Consider the following 23,354-nt stretch of genomic DNA (forward strand, 5'->3'; position numbering starts at 1 on the left):
ATTTGACTCATGAAGCCTATCTTAATGAGCGTAGTACCAATGAGGATACCGGCAGAACGTGGTACACCCACAAGCGTCTTAGAAGTGCTTATCGTAGTTTAAGAACCAATAGCGATTGGTTATTTACTTATCAAGAATATGGGCATTTAGACCTACCAAATACTACTAATTCTCTCGAAGGGTTATTCAGTGAGCTCAAGCGACAATTACACAGTCATCATGGGCTAAATGAGTATCGTAAGTTACGGTTTATTAAAGACTTTTTAGAGTCAAAGACACTCAAATAGCATGAATTATGTCCATTAGCGACTACCTTCTAATTTCTAGCATGAATTTTGTCCATTACACCCTTATTTATATTTACGTTTTATTTGGCGTATAGCTTTAATGAGGGCGTGTCATCAATTAGATTGTGAAGATTAAAATAATGACATGCCCTCATTTGAAACGTGATGCTTAAACGACAATCAATCAGTCTTTTTGACGATTGAATAATGCATTGAGTACGATAGCTGCCAAGGTAGCCGTGCCGATACCGCCCAAATCAAAGCCACCTAAATGCAAGCTAAAGTTACCCGTTCCCATGATGACAGTGACAGCGGCGATGATTAGATTGCTGTTTTTGCTAAAATCAATGTGGCTGTCTATCCAAATTTTGATCCCAGCAACAGTGATAAGTCCGAATACTATAATAGACGCACCGCCCAATAAGGCCGCTGGTATCGTCTGAATGATTGCGCCAAATTTTGGTGAAAGCCCCAATATGATAGCCACCAAACCTGCTACGACAAAAATCGTAGTGCTATACACCTTGGTTACCGCCATGACACCGATGTTTTCTGCATAAGTGGTGACACCTGTACCACCAAATCCTGCTGAAAAAGTCGTTGCTAAGCCATCCGCTAAAAATGCTCGACCCATATAAGGGGTAACACGAGCCTTAGTCATGCCTTCTACTGCTTTAAAATGTCCCAGATTTTCGGCAACCAAAATAAACGCCACTGGTGCGATCAAGATAATGGCGCTCATCTCAAAACGAGGCGTATGAATGCTTGGTAACCCAAACCATGAAGCAGCAGACACCCCACTAAAATCAATGGGCGTATCGAAACCCATTACATTGGTCATCACAAAATAAGCGACGTATGACAATATCAAGCCAACCAGCAATAAAAGTCGACGTAACATACCGCGCGTAAACACAGCCACACCACTAATCAGCAACACGGTTAAGGTGGCCATCCAAGCATCAAACTGATTCGCAGACACTCCTTGAATGGTCACTGGCGCCAAATTTAGACCAATAATCATCACGATAGCACCAGTGACGATAGGTGGCATCAGACGCTCAATCCAGCCTGTGCCCGTTTTCATCACCAGCAGCCCAATCAAAGCATAAATGATGCCGCAGGCCATAATACCGCCCAAGGCGACATTTAAGTTGTCATTGAAGCCGACACCTGCATACGCAGTCACAGCGATGACGGGGCCAATAAAGGCAAAGCTGGAGCCCAGATAGCTCGGCATGCGCCCACCCGTGATCATAAAGAACATCACAGTACAAATACCTGACATCAATATAGCGAGGTTAGGATCAAAACCCATTAACAGTGGCGCAAGCACCGTCGCACCAAACATCGCAAAAGTATGCTGCACACCCAGTAATATGCTTTTTGACGGTGGCAAATATTCATTGATACCGACCGGATCACGATCTAAATCGCCACCATAAGGTCGCCATGTCGGAAACCAACGACCATTTTCAAAATCTGGATTTTTTGGATAGTTCATGCCTGCTGAAGGAATACCAGCCGCTTCTAATGCATTATGAGCAGGTAATGCTTCAGCACTTTTGTCTGATTGAGAGGAATTATCGGTGGGAGATGTCATGCATGCTTGTCCTATGTGGGCGGAGCTAATAATAGGCTAAAATAACTGGATGAATAAAAACTGAGCTAAAGTCGAACGTCAATAGATAGAAGTAGCTGGCTAAAGATAACGATAAAAACCGAGACTCAACACCATACCTCTTATAATATGTCACCCAATTCATTCATTTATGTTGTAAGGTAGCAAACCAAAAGTATTATTTGGTATGATAGCTATGTTTTGCTAGATGTATAAGGTCGGATATGTTCTACTTGAACGACCGTCTGAATCATTTTTGCCTGACGTATTTCACAGCGACACCAACTTACAGGATGTTACATAAACGTTGGCTCCAAGCATCATAACGGAGTTTAATAATAAATAAAAGTTATTATTCACTCGTCACATGTACTTCCATGTTTACATACTTTCATAGACAATATCCCAAACTAAACACTTATCGGTGCTTGTTGGTTGGGGCGGTTTATTATATTTTTCATGCCAGTGCTGCAGCCAATCGATAACCTATGCTGATGCACTTAAAATTTTTGGTAGCTTATTATGATTAGTGTTTTTGATTTATTTAAAATTGGTATCGGACCCTCAAGCTCACATACCGTCGGGCCGATGGTAGCGGCGAACTTGTTTTTGGCGTCTTTGCTCAAGCAAGCAGAGCTGACCGCTATAGACAGTATTGAGATTGAGCTTTATGGTTCATTGGCTGCGACCGGTAAAGGGCATGCAACGGATACCGCCATTTTACTAGGGTTACTCGGACATACGCCCAGCACCATCGATACGCGCCTGACCAGCAACTACTTGGCACCCATATTTTCAGAAAAAAGTCTGAACATATCAGGTGCTCATACGATTGCTTTTGACACAGAGCGTGATATCTATTGGTACGACGATACCGTCCTACCTTATCATCCTAATGCTCTGACGCTTCGAGCGTTATTGGTAGATGGTACTCGTTATCAGCAGACCTACTACTCAGTTGGAGGTGGCTTTGTGATTAATGAAGAGAATGCCACCAACCCAGATGAAGACCATGCTAGCCCCACCATTGATAGTATTCCCTATCCTTTCAATAGCGCCGCCGAGTTATTAGAGCAATGTCGCCAGCATGGGCTGAGTATCAGTGATTTAGTCCTCACGAATGAATGTCATTACCGCGATCAAACAGAGGTTTTTGCCTACTTAGATAGCATTTGGGACGTGATGCAAGACTGCGTCAAACAGGGCTGTGAAAATGGCGGTATTTTGCCTGGCGGCTTAGATGTCAAACGCCGCGCACAAGATCTATATTCACAACTGTGTGCGGAGAAGAACCAACCCATTACAAAAACCGATAAATTAGCCGCGATGGATTGGGTTGATTTGTATGCGCTCGCCGTCAACGAAGAAAACGCCAATGGCGGTAAAGTGGTGACCGCTCCTACCAATGGTGCCGCTGGCATCATACCGGCAGTCCTACATTACTATCGTGATTTTTTACCAAGCTACAGCCAAAGCGGCGTCTATAAATTTTTGTTAAATGCCACTGCCATCGGTAGCCTTATCAAACAAAATGCTTCAATCTCTGGTGCTGAAGTTGGCTGTCAAGGTGAAGTTGGCTCTGCATGTGCAATGGCCGCGTCTGCATTGGCTGAGATTATGGGCGGAGATCCTGCCAAATGCTTGAATGCTGCTGAAATTGGTATCGAGCATAACTTAGGTCTCACTTGTGACCCTGTTGGCGGCTTGGTTCAAGTTCCTTGTATTGAACGCAATGCGATGGGCGCGGTAAAGGCGATCAACGCGGCACGTCTCGCCTGCCGTGGCAATGGTCAGCACTTTGTCTCTTTAGATAAGGTGATTGAAACGATGAAAGTAACTGGGGCTGATATGCTAGATAAGTATAAAGAAACCTCACGTGGGGGTCTTGCTGTTTATGCTGATAACCGCATACCCACTGCGAGTCATGGTGTCAGTGTAAAATATAGTCAATGCTAATATAATTATAATTAATATCAGTATAGACTGTCGTGATGTGATTCTCATAAACCCTCATGACAAAAAAAGACCTCTAATTCATTAGAGGTCTTTTTTATTCTGACTAGGGCGTGTCATCATTTACTCAGCAGTTTTTGAAACCACTTCGTTTAAAATCCAAACTGGTTTAACCATATTGGTGGTTTCATTCATCATCGCTTCTTGACGTACGTCCAAAACATAGCGGTAATTTGGCTCATAAGTAAAGCCTTGGATGTTACCGTTTAGAGTTGTATAGTTTTTCTGATAAGTTTGGCGATACTGTAAGCACTCTGATTCAACTTTGGTGCCATTCGCAGTCATAAGATCACAAACTGCTTTACGCGGTGCAATCTCTACTTCAAAGCTTGGAATGTTAATAACTTTAACATTCATAGTCTGACCTTCAACGACCATGGTACGCTCATTGTCCATACCCATAGTAGAACAACCTGACAGGGCAAAAGTAGTCATCAATGCGGCAAGTGCTAATTTTTTCATTATTCAATCCTCAGTTAAGTAATATTCATTATTGCCCGTTTGAACTCGTTTTAATCATTTATAGACGCTCAAAACGTAAGGCATTTGTGACCATACTGGCAAAGTCAATTTAGACAACCAAACAAAGCTGATAATTTCTCAGCAGTATCGTCTATTGTTTACTGAGACTAGTATATGTCGCCAAGCGACTTATCCTCTATGACTGGTTTGTAAAGTAACGTCAGCTTTTGCAACTCATGTTAGTCAAACGTATTAAAAAGCAGACCAATCCAATATATATTTGACATTGCAAAAAAATGGCCGAAGTAATCATTACTCCGACCATTTAATCGCTTTCGTTCAGATTGAGAGGACGCCATAATTAACGCCCATTTCGATAATCAACTACGATAATCGGCATTTATCTTGACGTAATCGTAAGACAAATCGCAGGTATAAACGGTATCGCTAGCGTCGCCACGTGCCAAATCAATATGAATGGTAATTTCAGGACGGCTCATGACCGTTTTGCCCGCCGCTTCCGTATAGCTAGGCGCAACACCACCATTTTGGCAAATCATGACTTCATCTAGATAGACATCGACTTGCTCGGTATCTAAATCTTCGATACCCGCATAACCTACTGCGGCGAGGATACGACCCCAATTGGCATCACTAGCGAAGAATGCGGTTTTGACTAGCGGTGAATGTGCAACCGCGTATGCCACATCGCAGCACTCTTGCGTCATCTTACCGCCAGTGACTTTGACAGTCATAAACTTGGTAGCACCTTCCCCATCACGCACGATTAATTGTGCCAGACGAACAAATACTTCGGTTAATGCCTCAAAAACAGGCTGATAATGCGGATGTTCTGTGCTGTCAATAATACCAGCGCTGGCTGTACCTGTGGCAATCAACACACAACAGTCGTTGGTCGACGTATCTCCATCGACGGTGATGCGGTTAAAAGACTGCTCATTAATGGCGCTTAACATCTCTTGTAATAAGTCAGCTGTAATGTTGGCATCTGTTGCCACATAGCCCAGCATAGTCGCCATATTTGGTCGTATCATACCTGAGCCTTTTGACATGCCCGTAATATGATAGCTGCTACCCGCCACGTCGATTTTTTGGCTGGCAAGCTTAGGAATCGTGTCTGTGGTGCGAATACCATTCGCCGCCGCCAGCCAATTATCAGCAGTTAAACTGGCAAGTGCCTCATCTAAACCAGCGATGACCGCCTCACTATTTAAGGGCTCGCCAATCACTCCCGTAGAAAACGGCAATACAGAACTGACAGCCACGCCAGCTTTACTAGCCAGCGCTGTACAGATATCAACAGCGCGCCGCTTGCCATCAGCGCCCGTCCCTGCATTGGCATTGCCAGTATTGGTGACCAAATAACGTGGGCTAGCTTTAGCAAAATGCTCACGTAATACTCGCACTGGCGCGGCACAAAAGGTGTTTTTAGTGGTGACGACCGCACTGGTTGCGTTCTCAGCAATCTCAATCACGACCAAATCATCACGATCTTTGTAGCGTACGCCCGCGGCAGTAGCACTTAACTTGATACCGTCAATTGGGTAAATAGTATTCGGTACTGCAATATTTCCAACAGCCATAGAGAAATCCTTATTTTTCAATTTTCATAGTTATAGACAGAATACTATTAGGGTTTGCTTAAGTTAAATGCCGACCAAATCGGTGCATGGTCAGAAGGTTTTTCCATGGCACGTAGCTCATAGCTGATACCAGCATCGACGCAGTCATCGACTAGGTCTGAGGTACACAAGATATGGTCGATACGTAGACCGCGCTTAGGCTCGTCGTTGAAACCACGACTGCGATAATCAAACCAGCTGTATAACTCTGTACTCTCTGGATAGTACAGACGGTACGTGTCAGTCAGCTCGCGTGACATCAAGGCTGCATACCATTCGCGCTCTTCTGGTAAAAATGAGGTTTTTCTATTCTTAAGCCAGCGCTTTGCATTGACGTCGCCAATCCCAATGTCGATATCTTCTGGGGCGATATTCATATCACCCATGATAATGAGCGAGCGCCCTTCCGCCTTTAAAGCATCAATATACGCCATCAAGTCTGCATAATAAGCACGCTTCATAGGGAATTTGGTCGGATGATCTTGGCTTTCTCCTTGTGGAAAATAACCATTGAGTACGTCAATTTCACGACCGTCAAACTCATATCGTGCGTGAATAAAACGCTTCTGCGCCTCGATATCTTCGCCAGGAAAACCTTTTTGCACAAATATTGGTGCAACCTTGGACAAGAGTGCCACGCCATAATGGGCTTTTTGCCCAAAATACTCTACGTGATAGCCGAGACTCTCTATGTTCTCTAGTGGAAACTGCTCATCATGTACCTTGGTTTCTTGTAGACCCATCACATCAGGATCGATTACCTCACGTACCGCCTCCAGCTGATGTTGACGAGCACGAATACCATTGATATTAAAACTGACAAAACGGGTCATAAATTATCCTATACTAATTGATGAAAATACGCTGCTAATATAAAGAGCTGGGATGTGACCATACATAAAATACTATCATAACAGAGGCAGACTGACCTAGCTGTTGCGCGCCCTGATATCTTACGCTAGAGTAGTTGTTATTCGTATGATTGCTATCAAATCTTGTGTATCGAATCATGGCTATCACGGAACACTTATTAAAATAATTATTGAGCATTGTTATGACAACCACTATTAGAAAAACTACCAACGCCTTACCAACGACAGCAAATGAAACTACGCCATTATTTGCCAAAGACTACAATGTCTATATTAACCATACTGACGCTGGCGGTATAGTCTACCATGCCAATCACTTGGTATTTTTTGAAAACTGCCGCCGTGACTGGTTTGGTCAACTGGGTTTAAATGGGTATTTCTTGCAGACCGATGACGGTCAAGTACAGCATTTTGTCGTGAGTCAAGCAGACTTGCAATACAAAAGAGCCATTCTTTTAGACGAAATCATCAATGTACGTATCGATAAAGTCGAATTAAAACCTGCCAGCATTATTTTTTACCAGAGCATTCATCGTCATGTCTCAGACATCTCTTCTACCGATAATGCGAATGACAATGCCAACGCTAAAAACAGTTTATTGAGTAGCACCAAAATCGTCATCGCTTGTGTGCAAAATCAAGTCAGGACAGAGCCTGTGTCTCATGATGAGTCGGATACTGCCGTGGCTAGCGCCTCGCCCATGCGACCGATTCGTGTCCCAAAAAAGCTACGTGATGCTTTACAAGAAGCGATCAACCAGTCTATAAATGCACAATGATTCTGACCTATGAGCCTTGATACTGACACGCCTATCGTTGAATTTGAACACCTCTGGGTACATAGCAAACGTATCACGCCAATCAACACTGGTGATCAACGGCGTACAGTTAAAACGAAAATCCATAACGTGTCTGCCATCTACGATAAATGGATGACCAAGTTTAAAAAAATCTCGACCCCCGATCAGAGGTTGCCGACGCATAAAAAGGTATTGATAAGTGACGTTAGCGGTACACTGTTAGCAGGGCAAATAACCGTTTTAACAGGCGCTTCTGGCAGTGGCAAGTCCTTACTGCTACGTGTGCTTGCAGGACTATTACCGATGAGCAGCGGTGAGATTTGTTTGCGCAGTCATGATGCATCAAATAGCGGCAGTTATAAAAGCATTCATGATACACCGCCGACCCAGTGGCGCACACGCATCGCCCTACTGGCTCAAAACCCACAGCTGCTAGAAGGCGGTGTGCTTGAAAACTTACAGATGCCCTATCACCTACAAGCGCATCAACATCTTGAATTTGATATCGACTGGCATATCGCTCAGTTGGTCTATTTAGAGCGCAGTGCTGACTTTTTACAGCAAGAGGCAAGTCATCTCTCTGGTGGCGAGCGCCAACTGGTCAATACCTTACGTCTTTTGCAACTAAATCCACAGGTATTGTTATTAGATGAGCCCACAGCGGCTTTAGACATCGATACCTCAACCCAGCTAGTGAATCTACTGGTTAACTGGTTGCGCGGCGATGCACAGCGCACCATATTATGGGTGACTCATGATACACAAGATATCATGCCATTAGCCGACAGGCATTGGCACATGCAGGCAGGCGTATTAACCAAAATGCGCTAATCTCATAATCGACTTTTAATCATGACCGCCTCTAATACTTATTTCCCCCACCTTAACGACATTAATAATGAGCAGCTATGAGCGGTACGGATGATATGCAAATATTCCTCACTTACGGTGATATTGCGCTTGCCAGCAGCTTAATTATTATCGTCCTTATCCTATCATGGCGACTACGCTTAACATTAACCAAAACACTATTAACGGCGGCTGTTCGTACTATAGTCCAGCTGAGCTTTATCGGTTTGATTCTGGCATGGATTTTTGCTCGTGAGCAATGGTATGAAGTCCTCCTCATACTGACTATCATGACCTTGATCGCAGGAGGCGCAGCCAAAAATCGTGTCAAACGCAGCTACAAAGGTTTATTCATCGATACCCTCATCGCTGTCAGCCTATCAGCCGTATTGGTCACCAGTATCGCCATCTTTGTGATATTAAGGGTGCAGCCGTGGTATACGCCGCAATTTATCATTCCTATATTAGGCTTAATACTAGGCAACTCTTTAACCGCCATCTCATTGACCAGCAATCAGTTGATTGAAGCTTTTCATGAGCAGCAAGGACGTATTGAAATGATGCTCAGCCTCTCTGCCAGGCCCTTTGAAGCCGTTCATGAGCAGATACGAGCGGCCATCATCAATGGTATGACCCCAACGCTGAACTCTATGCTGGTAGTTGGTATTGTCAGCTTGCCAGGGATGATGACAGGACAAATACTGGCGGGTGCAGATCCTACTCAAGCGGTACGCTATCAAATTGTCACGATGTTTTTAATCTGTGTTAGTAGCACTTTAGGATGCACTATTAGCGCGTTGCTTATTTATCGGCGTTTTTTTAATAAAAATGAGCAGTTCCTTTCACCGTAATACAAGCGGCTGACTTGAGAATTGATACAGTGGACTGTGACAAATGTTCATAGCCTCAATTTTAGTGACGCATGTTTATTGACGTATCTATTTTATTGAAAGTCGGCTATAGTTTTGAAATAGCACTTTGATAGATTATTAGCCTTGTCATAATTAGACTTGTTTCTCCTACACCACATATCAACTGTATCTCTTAGTGTATTTTATGTACTACTCAGTATCACATACTGGTATTGTTTTAAACCATATTCATGCTAATGTATTGTTTAGATATATCGTTCTTTTGATACTTTGGTTGTAAATAACAGATTAAAATATTCGGAATAAATACTGTTTTTGTTACTCAGCCATTTTTTCATCTTAGTTAATTATTTACCCTAAAAATAATTAAGTAGAACCATATAATAGCGAAAAATTTTACCAACCAGTTGATAAGTAAGGATGTTATCGCTCTTAGCGGACACCAGTCCACGTCAGTATTGATTTATTTTGTTGATGCGGATATGACTGCTTTCTCACTAAACTTTAACCTATATTAAATCGCAAGGACGCTGACTATGACGTTAAATAAACCTTGGCTTGCCCAATATCCGGCAGGCGTACCGAAGTCGATCGACCCAGATAAATATAACAGCATAGTAGAGCTATACGAAGAATGCTTTGATCGCTTCCGCATGCATCCAATGAGTATCTGTATGGGCGTTACCCATACGTATGATGACATTGATAAGGCGTCACTAGCCGTTGCAGGATGGCTACAAGCTCAAGACTTACCTCAAGGCACGGTGGTTGCGCTTATGATGCCAAACGTCCCGCAATATTTGCCGACGATGATTGGTATCTTGCGTGCCGGTTACGTCTGTACGCCTGTTAATCCTCTTTATACGGGTCGTGAGCTACGCCATCAATTGAATGACTCAGGCGCTAAGGTTATTTTTGTGGTTGATAACTTTGCCCAAGCGCTCGAGCAAGTCATCGACGAGACCAATATCAAGCGTATTGTCCTCTCAAAAATGGGCGATATGATGGGTTTGAAAGGTATCTTAGTGAATACCATCATTCGTCAGGTAAAACGTCTCGTACCCAAATACAAGCTTGATGATCCTAAGCATGAAGTAACCAAGTTTCCTGACGTCCTTAAAAAAGGTAAAAACCTGCCATTCCAAAAGCCGAAACTGTCTTTGGATAAAACTGCTTTTTTACAATATACCGGTGGTACAACGGGTCTGTCTAAGGGAACCATTTTAACTCAGCGTAATATCGTAGCCGCTGCCATGCAGTCTGAAGCGTGGTTCCGCCCTATTACCTCGGAAATTAACGAAGTCTATATCAATCTGGTTATGGCTTTACCGCTATATCATATTTTTGCCTCTATGCTTAGTATGTTAGGCATGCGCTCGGGCCACACTTTTATCTTGATACCTAACCCGCGAGATATACCAGGTTTTATCAAAACCTTGTCAAAACAGCCGTTCCATATATTCCCTGCCGTTAATACTTTATTTAAAGGATTGCTTGATAACCCAAACTTTAAAAATTTAGATTTTAGCACACTGCACCTCTCACAGGCAGGTGGTATGGCAGCCACTCCGCAAACAGCCGCACGCTGGTTGGAGGTCACGGGTTGTCCAATGATTGAAGGCTGGGGTATGACTGAAGGTGTGGCAGTAGGTACTAATAACTTAGTAACTGACCGCAATTTTAACGGCACTATCGGCTTACCACTTCCTAGTGTCGATGTCATTATGATCGATGATGATGGCAATCGTGTGGGTCTGAACCAAGCTGGCGAGATGTGTGTCAAAGGTCCTAACACAACGTCAGGTTATCTCAACAGAGACAGTAGTGGTGAATTTACTAGCGATGGTTATTTCCGTACTGGTGATATCGTCAGCATGGATGAAAAAGGCTATATCACCTTACTAGATCGTAAAAAGGATATGATTTTGGTCTCAGGCTTTAACGTATATCCGAATGAGATTGAGTCAGTGATGCTCGAGTTTGAAGGTATTATCGATTGTGCTGTCATTGGTATTCCTGATGAACATCAAGGCGAAGCGGTGAAAATTTATGTAATACCAGAGGATAACAATGTCACCAAAGAGGTTATCAAAGAGTTTGCACTAGATAATTTGACGGGCTATAAATGTCCACGTTATATCGAATTCGTCAGCGAACTACCAAAGAGTAACGTTGGTAAAGTATTGCGTCAAAAATTGCGTGAAAAGCATGATGCAGATCATCCTCAGTCATCAACAAGCTGAATAAATTTACATATAGCAGTCACATAAATTTAGACATAAAAAGCGCTTCACATAAATTGTGAAGCGCTTTTTTTGCTCAGCTATTCAAAATGAGGACACGCCCTAAGATTAGGGTCTGCTGAACCTCTTATTTTTTTCTAATGAGCAAACCATCCCAACAACCAAGATGTGATTTTGTTCAGAAAAAACATCAACAGATTGTAACAGTAACTTCAAAGCATGCTCCTTGAATGCTGCCGTTTAGAACGGCACAGGACACAAAGAAATAAGACTCAGTTATTTTTTCTGTGATGTAGAACAGCTTATCCCAACTTATCTACCACTCATCCTTTTGGATTTGCAACACATATGACTTCATTTATCAAATTTATATATGGACTGTGAAGTACGCTTATCATAATATCGAATTCAGTTGTAGTTGTGTTAGTGTGTTGCCAAAATATGTCAGTCAATGTTCTAAAGTTTTAATTGATAAGGTTGTTATTGAAAGTGACTTACAAGGGTTATTGAGGCATGACGATATTTTTTAAGTTACATTTTAATCATCAAATGTACTTATTTACCGTTTAATCTACAAGGCAGATCATTCTTTGTGATTGAACAAAACTGTATAAAGGCCACCGTATGTTAGCAGTCAGTTAATAGTTAGGATAGCACTCAGCACTGCATTGCTTACCATGCAATGATTTATGTTGTTGACAGGGATGTGACTACTTTCTTATAAGACCTTAACTTATATTAATATTTAAGGATGCTAAATATGACCGTGAATAAACCTTGGCTTGCTCAATATCCTGCAAGCGTACCCAAGACAATCGATCCTGACCAGTACGAAAACCTGATAGAACTCTATGAGGAATGCTTTGATCGCTTCCGTCTGCATCCAATGTCTATTTGTATGGGTGTGACACACACTTATGGAGACGTTGATAAAGCCTCACTAGCGGTTGCTGCATGGTTGCAAGCCCAAGGTATTCCCAAAGGCAGCGTGGTCGCCCTCATGATGCCAAACGTGCCGCAGTACTTGCCAACGATGATTGGTATTTTGCGCGCAGGTTATATTTGCACACCTATCAATCCGCTCTACACTGGTCGTGAGCTGCGTCATCAACTGAATGATTCGGGCGCTCAGATTATATTTGTGGTCGATAACTTTGCCCAAGCACTTGAGCAAGTCATCGATGAGACAGCCATCAAACGTATTGTCCTCTCAAAAATGGGCGATATGATGGGTCTCAAAGGTATCTTGGTCAATACGGTTATTCGTCAAGTAAAACGCCTTGTACCAAAGTACAAGCTTGACGACCCTAAGCACGAGGTAACCAAATTCCCTGACGTTCTCAAAAAAGGCAGAAACTTACCGTTTCAAGCACAAAAGACCTCTTTAGAGCAAGAGGCTATTTTACAGTACACTGGTGGTACCACAGGACTGTCTAAAGGCGCTGTGCTGTCGCAGCGTAACGTAGTAGCAGCAGCGCTACAGTCAGAGGCGTGGTATCGCCCTGTGACCTCAGAAATCAATGAAGTTTATATCAATATGGTTATGGCCCTGCCGCTCTATCATATTTTTGCTTTTATGCTTAGCCTATTGGGTATGCGTTCAGGATATACCTTTATTTTAGTACCAAATCCGCGTGATATGCCAGGCTTTGTCAAAACACTGTCAAAACAACCCTTCCATATTTTTCCTGCGGTTAATACGCTATTCAAAGGCCTGCTCGATCAACCCAACTTCAAAGATCTCAATTTTAGCTCGTTGCGTATTTCGCAAGCTGGTGGTATGGCTGCTACCGAGCAAACGGCTAAACGCTGGTTAGAAGTGACTGGCTGTCCAATGGTTGAAGGTTGGGGCATGACCGAAGGTGTGGCTGCAGGTACTGCCAACGTCATCACTGACCGTAAGTTCAACGGTACGATCGGTATACCAGTCCCTAGCGTCGACATCATCGTTGTGGACGACAATGGTGAACGTTTGGGACTACATCAAGCGGGTGAGATGTGCATCAAAGGACCAAATGTCACGTCAGGTTACTTTAATAAAGACAACAGCGATGACTTTACTAGCGATGGTTATTTCCGTACTGGCGATATCATTAGCATGGATGAAAAAGGCTACATTACCTTATTAGATCGCAAAAAAGACATGATTTTGGTTTCAGGCTTTAACGTCTTTCCGAATGAGATTGAATCTGTCATGCTCGATTTTAATGGCATTATTGATTGTGCAGTGATTGGTATTCCTGATGAAAATCAAGGGGAAGCGGTTAAAATTTATATCGTTCCGGTAGACAATAATGTTAGCAAAAGCGATATCAAAGAGTTTGCGCTAGATAATTTGACTGGTTATAAATGTCCGCGTCATATTGAGTTTGTGAGTGAACTGCCTAAGAGTAATGTGGGTAAAGTACTGCGTCAAAAGCTACGTGAGCAGCATATGCTAGACAATCCACAAACCTTCTCATAATGAAGATAAAGCCTTACCATAAGGTTTATTATTGATGTATCGCTAAATGGATGCATCAATAATAAATTCGGATAATAAAAAGCCCTTTACAGATGATGTAGAGGGCTTTTTATTATCTGAATTTATGTCAATCTAAACACCATTAACTCAGTTTATTGAGTACTTGTAATGGTAAATGTTTCATTGCATGACTGACCATAGACCAAGGCAAACTAGGCACGCAAGCTTCTTGAACACCCGCTTCGATTGCAGCAACCATTGCTTTCGTACCTGTATCCACGTCTACTTCAAACGGTAACGGCTTGGCATTTTCGTTGATTTCAGTACGAATATAGCCGGGATAAATAGTAGAAACGTTAATCGGTAATTTGGTCAACAGCATATCAGCTCGAATGCCTTCTGCCAAATGAGCCAGCCCCGCTTTAGTCGCACCGTAGGTGGTCAGATGCCTAGGTAGACCACGCATCGCTGACATACTCGATATCACCACCAAATGACCACTATTCTGTGCTCGAAAAATACCCATGGCGGCTTCACACTGTGCCAGCGCTGAAATAAAGTTAATCTCAGCAGTGCGGCGATTGGTCTCAAAACGCCCTTTACCGATACGGCGACTCTCACCGACACCAGCATTGACCACAACACGATCGATACCACCGAAGTCAGCGGCAAAAGCATCGAAAACCTCAAAAACTGCATCGTAATCACTGACGTCTAATACTCGATATTCAACGCGAATATTGGGATAAGCTGCCAACAATTCTGACTTCAAGCTCTCTAAGCGCTCAGTACGACGGGCACAGATAGCAAGGTTGTAGCCAAGCTTGGCAAACAGTCGAGCCATGCCCTCGCCTAAGCCTGAACTAGCACCGGTGATTAAAATGGTTTTATCACGTCCTACTTGCTGCTTATTTAAGCCTTTAAGATAGCGTGACGGTTGAATCGCACTCAATACCTGCTGCTGACTTTGCTTAGTACCTTTTGTGACTAAGCTCATTAATTGGTTTTTCATAAACAATCCTTTGTATATCAATAACGAAATAGCTTTAACACGCCCTAACCACTAAATCGCGGTCATGTATTCAGCGCCTTGTATGTCGCCAAAATAACAGTTTTCTCGTCTATCGCCAAGTGACAAAGCGTTTTCCGTCAGCAAACAAGTGACTATATTCATTAAGAGACATTAGGCGTGTACTCTGATCTTTTAGCGTAATAGACGTCACCCCTGTATTGACCAAGCTTTTATTGAGCTGATAAGCAGTCTGGCTACCTTGCTGCAATAGCTGCGCGGTAATAGCAGCGATCACGCCACCTGAGGTAAAGACCAGTACCGTACTATGGTGATCTAAGCTTAAGCTCGCCACTTGCATACGTATTTGCTCAACTGCTTGTTGGGCGCGGCTGTTGAACTGTGACCAACTCTCAAGATAGTCATGATCATCATCACCCGCATGCCAGCGCTGCATCGCTCGATCGAACAGTTCAGCTAGACGCGTCGCTGGAACATCTGCCTTTGCAATTTCAATCGCAATGGCTGCCTTACTAGCAAAAGCAGGATTAGATTTGATCAATACATCTTTGTGATTAAACTCATCAAACTGCGGAATGATGTAGCTGTCAGGCTCATTTATATCGAGTGCGGCTAAAATGGGTGCCTCGTTGCTGTTATCCATAGAGGACTGGTAGCTCTCCCAAAAATGTCGCGCTGAGTCTTGCTGCCGTACTAAGCTACCACTAAAAATAGCGTCGATTCTGCGCTGAGTCGTCGCATAATGCTGACCGAGCATTTGCGCTTGAATACTGCCTAGCTCTGAGAGCTGATCATAATTTTCTTGTCCAAATGACGCTTGACCATGACGTGCCAAAAGTATGGTTGTCATAAATAATCCCTTTTGATTGTATTCACTAAATGGCTGTCTTTAAGAAAATTAATTGTCAGAGGCATCCGTACTTTTAGCAAAATAGCCTTTTGGTAAAATACCTTTGACTACTTTTTGTACTGGGCTTGGTAGCTGTTCAATCGTTTGTGCGTCGATACCCATGTCTTTTAGATGCGGCTGTACATGAGTATTGAACAGCATCTCACCTTCATACTGCGCTATCAGCTTTAGACATTTAGCGTGTAATACATGGACGATAAGCCAAAAATTCTTAAAGGCTGGATTGGTCGTTTGTTTATTATAGTAGCGATAGTAAATTTGCTGGACAATGCCCGCCAGACGGAATAGACCAAACACTTCATAAAAGGTCCAGTTGGCTATCTCTAAGCCCGTTTTTTCAAGATAATAGTCGACCACTTCATCACGGGTCATCATGCCTTTCAAATGTGTTGGCTGACGGCGTGACTGCTGCATGACGATGTTGTCATCTGCTTCAATCCAGTAAGCCAAAGCGCTGCCCAAATCCATCAAAGGGTCGCCAAGGGTTGCCATTTCCCAATCGAGTACGCCAATCACTTTGGTTGGGTCATCAGCTGCCAAGATCACATTATCAAAGCGCCAATCGTTGTGAATAACGCAAGTTTTGCTATCAGCAGGCGTGTGCTTGCCAAGCCATTGTCGTACCAGTGCAAAGCTTGGTACGTTAGGCGTTTTTGCTTTGACATAACGTTTATCCCAGCCCGTGACTTGGCGCTCACAATAACCTTCACCACGACCTAGCGTAACCAAATCAGGATGTTCGGTATAATCCACTTGGTGTAATTCAACCAAAGCGTCAATCACATTGGTACATAATGTACGGGTCTGCGCTTCGTCTAAATCAATGCCTTTTGGCAAATTAGCACGAGGAATGATGCCTTCCATGCGCTCCATGACGTAAAAATCGGCACCAATGACAGTTTCATCGGTACATAAGGCAATCATTTTGGGTACATAGGGATAAGCATCTTTTAATGCTTTTTGTACGGTATATTCGCGTACCATATCGTGCGCTGACTTGGCTTTGGTGCCTTTTGGTGGACGACGCAAGATTAAATCTTGGCTCTCGCCTTCACCCTCATATTGCAGACGATACGTCCAGTTTGACGCGCCGCCTGAAAACTGCGTGACCGTTGGCTCGCCTTTTATATCGACACCTTGCTCACGTAGCCAGTTGCTGACTGCTTGGGCGTCGAGCTCTTCACCCTCGCGGACATCACCGCCTTTATCAAGTACTTTATTATTAGTTGCGCTGTTTGTCATGCCAGTATTGTTGGCATGGTTATCAGTTGCCATGAGACATTCCTTATCATGTGGTCATTTATTTTTATAATATATATGAGTGATGAAATATGAGTGATGAAAAATTCACTATCAAATATTGATAGTGAACTTTTCATTGGGTTTTACGTCAGGCCTATTATTAAACGAATGGCCATTGAAGCCTATGACTACGCTGTTTAGCAAGCACAATTATGCTTTGGCAGGTTTAGACGGACGGCTAAAACCTTGACGCTTGAGCTCTAACTTAGCAATCATGGTTTTATGCACTTCATCAGGGCCATCCGCTAAACGTAATACACGTGCTTGCGCATAAAAGCTTGGCAGCATCGTATCTTGGCAAACGCCCATTCCACCATGAATTTGAATCGCCATATCAACCACTTCTTGCAACACCGTCGGCGCAACCACTTTAATAGCAGAAATTTCAGTCAATGCGGCTTTTGTACCTTGCGCGTCCATTTTTTGCGCGGCATACAAAGTCAGCAGACGTGCTTGGTCAATCTTGATACGCGCTTCAGCGATACGCTCAAAATTGCCACCCAACTGTAATAATGGTTTGCCAAAGGCCGTACGCGACATACCACGCTTAACTGCCAGCTCTAAAGATTTTTCAGCAGCGCCAATACAACGCATGCAATGATGAATACGACCTGGCCCTAAACGACCCTGCGCAATCTCAAAGCCCATACCCGGTCCACCGATAAAGTGACTGACCGGCACGCGTACATCATTAAAGCTGACTTCGCCATGACCATGCGGTGCATCATAATCACCAAATACTTTGAGCATACGCTCGATGTTGACACCCGCTGTTTTCGCTGGCACCAATACCATAGAATGCTGCTGATGACGACCTTTGCTCTCATCAGGGGTGTAAGCCATCACAATCAGCACATCGACCGCAGGATCGCCAAGACCAGATGACCACCATTTGCTGCCATTGATGATAATCTCATCACCGTCAACTACGGCTGTGGCTTGCATATTGGTCGCATCGCTTGAAGCAACATCAGGTTCTGTCATACAAAAAACCGAACGAGTTTTACCCTCTAAAATCGGCATCATCCATTTGTCTTGCTGCTCTTGCGAGCCATAACGCCACAACAATTCCATATTGCCGCTATCAGGAGCATTACAGTTAAAGACATAAGGCGCAAGTAAACTGCGACCGGTCAACTCTGCAATGGGTGCGTAATCGGTCACTGAAAGCCCAGCACCTAAAGTATCATCAGGTAAGAATAGATTCCACAAACCCGCTTCGCGTGCTTGTTTACGTAGGCTTTCATACTTTTCTGGCCACTGCCAGTTTTTCCAATTGCCATCCGGATTTTGCGTATGGCATTCTTGCCAAAACTGCGCTTCGATCGGCTCGATTTGGGTTTCAATAAATGCTTTGACTTTGGCATGCATGGCTTGACCATGTTCTGTTGCCGTAAACATCAATGTATTGTCAGACATAGGTGACATCCTTTTCTTTGTTGATTATTTTCATCAAGCTTCGATTAAAAAGTTGATGGAATCTTTATAGTGTACGTACGTATACTGTCTTCTGTATGCATCATTTATAACACAGCAATTATTATTAAACAGCAAAAAGGCGCGACCAGCTAGGACACGCCTTTTACAAAACACAAACAATGCATCGATAAGAACTGAAACCTTAAAATACTATATATCCATTAATACAATGATATCTAACGCTATTTTAAAATATTTAAACGACTATTAAAATCAAAACGCGCTAACGCATCCGGCAGCTTATTAATTGCTAAGCTTACAGTCGCTTCTGCCGCTTGAGCCAATCCTAATTTTTCAGCGAGGGTTGGTTTTTGGCGTGAATGCAGTGCGTATACTTCATTGTCTTCCATACGCTCTAAAATATAGCTGTCTGAGGTTTGCAAGCTATCGATCAAGTTAAGTTTTAATGCATCTTCGCCATACCAATGCTCTCCAGTGGCCACTTTTGCGACATCCAGTGTTGGACGATAGTTATTCACAAAGTGTTTGAATAGCTCGTGCGTCTGCTCTAGTTCTTCTTGATATTTGGCACGATCTTCAGCATCGTTTTCGCCAAAGACAGTGACTGTGCGCTTATAATCACCAGCAGTAAACATCTCATAATCGACGTCATGGTTTTTTAGCCATTTATGGAAGTTTGGCAATTGTGATACCACACCGATTGAGCCAATAATGGCAAATGGTGCCGCCACTACCTTATCCGCGACGCACGCCATCATATAGCCACCGCTCGCTGCGACTTTATCGACACAGACGGTTAATTTCAGCCCAGCATCTTTCAGACGTACCAATTGCGCTGCCGCTAACCCATAACCATGCACCAAACCACCACCGGATTCAAGACGCACCACTACCTCATCGCCTTTGTTAGCCGCACTGATTAACGTACTGATTTCTTCGCGCAGATGCTTAACTGCGCTTGCTTTGATATCACCATCAAAGTCGAGAACGAAAACTTGTGACTTATCATCGGCATTTTTTTTCTTATTTTTGGTTTTTGCTTTTAATGCCTGTTTGGCTGTTTTAGCCATCGTTTTTCTGAACTGTTTAAGCGCCGCTTTACCTTGCGTGGCTTCCATCAAGTCTTCACGGCGTTGTTCTTGGTTTTTATTCAAATGAATAACCCGTAATTCAACAGGGTTTTTGGCAGGATGAAAAAGCATGAGCAGTATTCCTTACATTATTAAGATAACTTTATTGAGATAAATTTAATAGGATCAATAGGATTTTATAAGTGAGCTTGATATGTGCACAGTGGCTCATGTTTTCAAGCAAAATGACAATATTTAACCCAATGCAGATGTTACGGGATAAATACCCTCTATACCGAAGCATTCCTGCGTTTTGATTAGACTCAGCTGGTTGTATAACAAGGGCAGATTAGGCATAATATGCGTTTATATCATATTTTCTGCAGCCAACGTGATGACCATTTGTCTTAATCGCGTTGTTTGTGCTTTTTTTTGCGCATCGCTTGAATCGTGCAACAATGGCTGCATATTGTATTTCGAATTGGGCTGACAACTGGATAATTATATTATGACGCATAGCGAATACCGAGACGAATATTGCGGAGCCGTAACCGAAAGCTTACTTGAGCAAACCATTAATATCGTAGGCTGGGTACATCGTCGTCGCGATCACGGTGGCGTAATTTTCTTAGACATGCGTGACCGCGCGGGCATCTTGCAGGTCGTCATTGACCCTGATACCCCAGAAGCTTTTGCGATTGCTGATGCCGTACGTCCTGAATATGTGCTAAAAATTACTGGCCGTGTACGTCGCCGTTACGAAGGTACTGAAAACAATAGCATGACCAGTGGTCAAATTGAGCTATTGGCTAAAGAAATTGAAGTGTTGGCGAAATCTGAAACACCACCATTCCCATTGAATGATGAAAAAACCACAGTTTCAGAAGACTTGCGTCTAAAATATCGTTATCTTGATATGCGCCGTCCGCAAATGCAAGAGCGTATGGTTTTCCGCGCCAAAGCGACCTCAGCGATTCGTCGTTATTTAGACGATCATGGTTTCTTGGATGTTGAAACCCCTATTCTGACACGTGCGACGCCAGAAGGTGCGCGTGATTATCTTGTGCCTTCACGTACCCGCCCAGGTAACTTCTTTGCATTACCACAGTCGCCACAGCTGTTTAAGCAATTGTTAATGGTGTCAGGTTTTGACCGTTATTATCAAATCGCTAAATGCTTCCGCGATGAAGATTTACGTGCCGATCGTCAGCCTGAATTTACTCAGGTGGATATTGAGACTTCTTTCTTAAATGAAGAAGAAATCATGAACATCAACGAAGGTCTGATCAAGCATTTGTTCAAGACTATGATGGACGTTCAGTTTGAGCAGTTCCCTCGTATGACTTACGCAGAAGCAATGCGTGACTATGCTTCAGACAAGCCTGACTTACGTATTCCACTAAAACTGGTCGACGTTGCAGATTTGATGAAAGACGTTGACTTTAAAGTGTTCGCAGGTCCTGCTAACGATCCTAAAGGTCGTGTTGCTGCTCTACGTATCCCTGGTGGTGCTTCGATTAGCCGTAAGCAAATCGATGCCTATACCAAGTTTGTCGGTATCTATGGCGCACGTGGTTTGGCTTATATCAAAGTCAATGACGCTAGCAGCGTCAACAATGGCGTTGACCAAGAATCTGGTCTACAATCTCCTATCATCAAAAACATGACCGATGATGTATTGGTAAGCTTGATTGAGCGTACTGGTGCAGAAGACGGCGATATTATCTTTTTTGGTGCGGATAAAGCCAGTGTGGTGAATGATGCCATCGGCGCTCTACGTCAAAAAATTGGTCTAGACCTTGAGATGACGACTTGTGAATGGGCACCACTTTGGGTCACTGATTTCCCAATGTTTGAAGAGACTGACGATGGTCGTTGGACGTCAATGCATCATCCGTTCACCAAGCCTAAAGGCTCAGTTGAAGAGCTGAAAAACAACCCAGAATCGGCCCTATCTATCGCATATGATATGGTATTAAACGGTACTGAAGTTGGTGGTGGTAGCTTACGTATCAATACCTTTGATATGCAGCAAGCCGTACTTGAAGCTTTAGGTATCGGCGAGCAAGAAGCTGAAGACAAGTTTGGTTTCTTACTTGATGCATTGAAATTTGGTGCGCCACCGCATGGCGGTTTAGCCTTCGGTTTGGATCGTTTAATTATGCTTATGGTAGGCGCTGAGTCTATTCGTGACGTGATTGCCTTCCCAAAAACTAAAACTGCTGAGTGCCCATTAACCCAAGCCCCTGCTGAAGTTGATAGCAAGCAGTTACGTGATCTTGGTATTCGTGTGCGCGAAAAAGCTCAGGCTGATGCCAAATAACCTGCTTAATAATTGGTCTCATGATGCTCAGATCTGTTTTACATTGTTTGTTACATGATTCATCACCATGCGAATGGTCATGAATCCGTATCATATTTTCAAATTCGTGCCATTATCTGTGTTGCAGATACTGGCACGTTTTGTTGCGTGGGTGATTATAAAAATACCCAGTCTGAGTATCATGCGTACCGTCAATATTAATATAGCACTGACCCGCCACGAGTTACCAGACAATGAAAAACGATCCTTAGTCAAAGATATTATTTACCACCAATGTATGACCAGTATTGAGTCTATCAAAAGCTGGGCAATGCCACCTGAGTGGAGTATCGCTCAAATACAAGATGTGCATAACAAAGACATTCTTTTAGAAGGACTGGCTAGCCCGAATGGTATGCTCGCCATCGTACCGCATTTGGGTACGTGGGAGATGATGAATGCTTGGCTCAATCAATTTGGCTCACCAACCATCATGTACAAGCCTGTTAAGGGTAATATAACTGATGACTTTATACTGCAAGGTCGATCACGCCTCAATGCAACACTAGTGCCCACTGATGGTAGCGGTGTCAAAGCCATATTCAAAACCCTCAAACAAGGGGGCTTTAGCATTGTATTGCCCGATCATGTTCCTGACCCTTCAGGCGGTGTTGTCGTACCGTTCTTTGGTGTTAAAACGTTAACCAGTACTCTCGCCTCCAAACTCGCTAGCAAGACCAAATGTGCGTTGGTCGGCTTATCTTGTATCCGCCGTGACGATGGTCGTGGTTTTGATATTTATTGTTATAAACTCGATAGTCCGGCCTTATATGACCGTAATTCCGAAACAGCAGCTCATGCGCTCAATCAGTCTATGGAGCACATGATTAAAGACAACTGTAGCCACTATATGTGGGGCTATCGACGTTTTAAACGCATCCCAATTTTAGGCAATCCCTACCGTGCTAATGAAACAGTATTGGCAGATTTCATTCGTGCCAATCAAGATCATTTATCTTTGTCTGCTGCCTCGTTAGCGACCAAATCATTACCTCCTGATAGTGACGCTAATCACAAAAACGTACTAAACGAGAATCAGCAGTAATAACCATACAAATTTTTGAACGTTTAAACATATCGTCAATGATAGCTGTGCTAACATTGACTCATACTT

The 23,354-nt window shown here is 43.3% G+C and carries 17 protein-coding genes and 1 pseudogene; 9 read left to right on the forward strand and 9 right to left on the reverse strand.

Annotated elements, in window-relative coordinates:
- Positions 1-287, forward strand: a pseudogene (locus RH96_RS14285) (hypothetical protein); the annotation flags it as partial.
- A gap of 184 nt (positions 288-471) precedes the next feature.
- Here the strand turns inward: RH96_RS14285 and RH96_RS14290 are convergent.
- Positions 472-1,890 (reverse strand): solute carrier family 23 protein, encoded by a 1,419-nt coding sequence (locus RH96_RS14290; protein WP_010202004.1) that lies wholly within the window; start codon positions 1,888-1,890, stop codon positions 472-474.
- A gap of 540 nt (positions 1,891-2,430) precedes the next feature.
- Between RH96_RS14290 and RH96_RS14295 the strand changes: the two genes are divergently transcribed.
- Positions 2,431-3,864 (forward strand): L-serine ammonia-lyase, encoded by a 1,434-nt coding sequence (locus RH96_RS14295; protein ID WP_010202005.1) that lies wholly within the window; start codon positions 2,431-2,433, stop codon positions 3,862-3,864.
- 120 nt (positions 3,865-3,984) lie between these two features.
- Here RH96_RS14295 and RH96_RS14300 read toward each other — a convergent pair whose 3' ends face one another.
- From RH96_RS14300 to xthA, 3 genes are all read right to left on the reverse strand, one after another.
- Positions 3,985-4,383, reverse strand: a complete 399-nt coding sequence (locus RH96_RS14300; protein WP_010202007.1) for a DUF4377 domain-containing protein — start codon at positions 4,381-4,383, stop codon at positions 3,985-3,987.
- Between the two features lie 380 nt (positions 4,384-4,763).
- Entirely contained in the window at positions 4,764-5,987 is a 1,224-nt protein-coding gene (gene argJ / locus RH96_RS14305; RefSeq protein WP_010202009.1) for a bifunctional glutamate N-acetyltransferase/amino-acid acetyltransferase ArgJ, read from the reverse strand.
- A gap of 47 nt (positions 5,988-6,034) precedes the next feature.
- A complete protein-coding gene (xthA, locus tag RH96_RS14310; protein WP_010202011.1) occupies positions 6,035-6,859 on the reverse strand; it encodes an exodeoxyribonuclease III in 825 nt (274 codons plus the stop codon).
- Between the two features lie 221 nt (positions 6,860-7,080).
- On the opposite strand from xthA, the gene RH96_RS14315 reads away from it, so the two are divergent.
- The 5 genes from RH96_RS14315 (at position 7,081) to RH96_RS14335 (ending at position 14,126) form a co-directional block, all read left to right on the forward strand.
- Positions 7,081-7,677: a hotdog domain-containing protein gene (locus RH96_RS14315; protein ID WP_010202012.1), complete on the forward strand. Its 597-nt coding sequence runs from the start codon at positions 7,081-7,083 to the stop codon at positions 7,675-7,677.
- A 9-nt stretch (positions 7,678-7,686) separates the two neighbouring features.
- Positions 7,687-8,529, forward strand: a complete 843-nt coding sequence (locus RH96_RS14320) for an ATP-binding cassette domain-containing protein (RefSeq protein ID WP_010202013.1) — start codon at positions 7,687-7,689, stop codon at positions 8,527-8,529.
- Positions 8,530-8,606: 77 nt separating this feature from the next.
- Positions 8,607-9,398 carry an ABC transporter permease gene (locus RH96_RS14325; RefSeq protein WP_010202015.1) on the forward strand — a complete coding sequence of 264 codons (792 nt, stop codon included), beginning with the start codon at positions 8,607-8,609 and terminating at the stop codon, positions 9,396-9,398.
- Positions 9,399-9,955: 557 nt separating this feature from the next.
- The gene (locus RH96_RS14330; RefSeq protein WP_010202017.1) at positions 9,956-11,662 is read left to right on the forward strand and encodes a long-chain-fatty-acid--CoA ligase; all 1,707 of its coding nucleotides are present in this window, start codon (positions 9,956-9,958) and stop codon (positions 11,660-11,662) included.
- Positions 11,663-12,422: 760 nt separating this feature from the next.
- Positions 12,423-14,126: a long-chain-fatty-acid--CoA ligase gene (locus RH96_RS14335; protein WP_010202018.1), complete on the forward strand. Its 1,704-nt coding sequence runs from the start codon at positions 12,423-12,425 to the stop codon at positions 14,124-14,126.
- A gap of 142 nt (positions 14,127-14,268) precedes the next feature.
- Here RH96_RS14335 and RH96_RS14340 read toward each other — a convergent pair whose 3' ends face one another.
- The 5 genes from RH96_RS14340 to sohB all read right to left on the reverse strand — a co-directional run bounded on the left by RH96_RS14340 (position 14,269) and on the right by sohB (position 20,010).
- Positions 14,269-15,138 (reverse strand): SDR family oxidoreductase, encoded by an 870-nt coding sequence (locus RH96_RS14340; RefSeq protein ID WP_010202020.1) that lies wholly within the window; start codon positions 15,136-15,138, stop codon positions 14,269-14,271.
- A gap of 109 nt (positions 15,139-15,247) precedes the next feature.
- On the reverse strand, positions 15,248-16,006 hold the full coding sequence (locus RH96_RS14345; RefSeq protein WP_010202021.1) for a histidine phosphatase family protein: 759 nt from the start codon (positions 16,004-16,006) through the stop codon (positions 15,248-15,250).
- A 48-nt stretch (positions 16,007-16,054) separates the two neighbouring features.
- Positions 16,055-17,341, reverse strand: a complete 1,287-nt coding sequence (locus tag RH96_RS14350; RefSeq protein WP_010202022.1) for a phosphotransferase family protein — start codon at positions 17,339-17,341, stop codon at positions 16,055-16,057.
- Positions 17,342-17,518: 177 nt separating this feature from the next.
- Positions 17,519-18,769: an acyl-CoA dehydrogenase family protein gene (locus tag RH96_RS14355; RefSeq protein WP_026037411.1), complete on the reverse strand. Its 1,251-nt coding sequence runs from the start codon at positions 18,767-18,769 to the stop codon at positions 17,519-17,521.
- Between the two features lie 260 nt (positions 18,770-19,029).
- On the reverse strand, positions 19,030-20,010 hold the full coding sequence (gene sohB / locus RH96_RS14360; RefSeq protein ID WP_010202026.1) for a protease SohB: 981 nt from the start codon (positions 20,008-20,010) through the stop codon (positions 19,030-19,032).
- 376 nt (positions 20,011-20,386) lie between these two features.
- On the opposite strand from sohB, the gene aspS reads away from it, so the two are divergent.
- Together aspS and RH96_RS14370 are read left to right on the forward strand one after the other, a co-directional pair.
- Complete coding sequence (gene aspS / locus RH96_RS14365; RefSeq protein ID WP_010202028.1) at positions 20,387-22,201, forward strand: aspartate--tRNA ligase; 1,815 nt, start codon at positions 20,387-20,389, stop codon at positions 22,199-22,201.
- 79 nt (positions 22,202-22,280) lie between these two features.
- A complete protein-coding gene (locus tag RH96_RS14370; RefSeq protein WP_037033799.1) occupies positions 22,281-23,285 on the forward strand; it encodes a lysophospholipid acyltransferase family protein in 1,005 nt (334 codons plus the stop codon).
- Positions 23,286-23,354 lie beyond the last annotated feature (69 nt).

The sequence above is a fragment of the Psychrobacter sp. PAMC 21119 genome (assembly GCF_000247495.1).
In the GTDB taxonomy this organism is placed as follows: Bacteria; Pseudomonadota; Gammaproteobacteria; order Pseudomonadales; family Moraxellaceae; genus Psychrobacter; species Psychrobacter glaciei.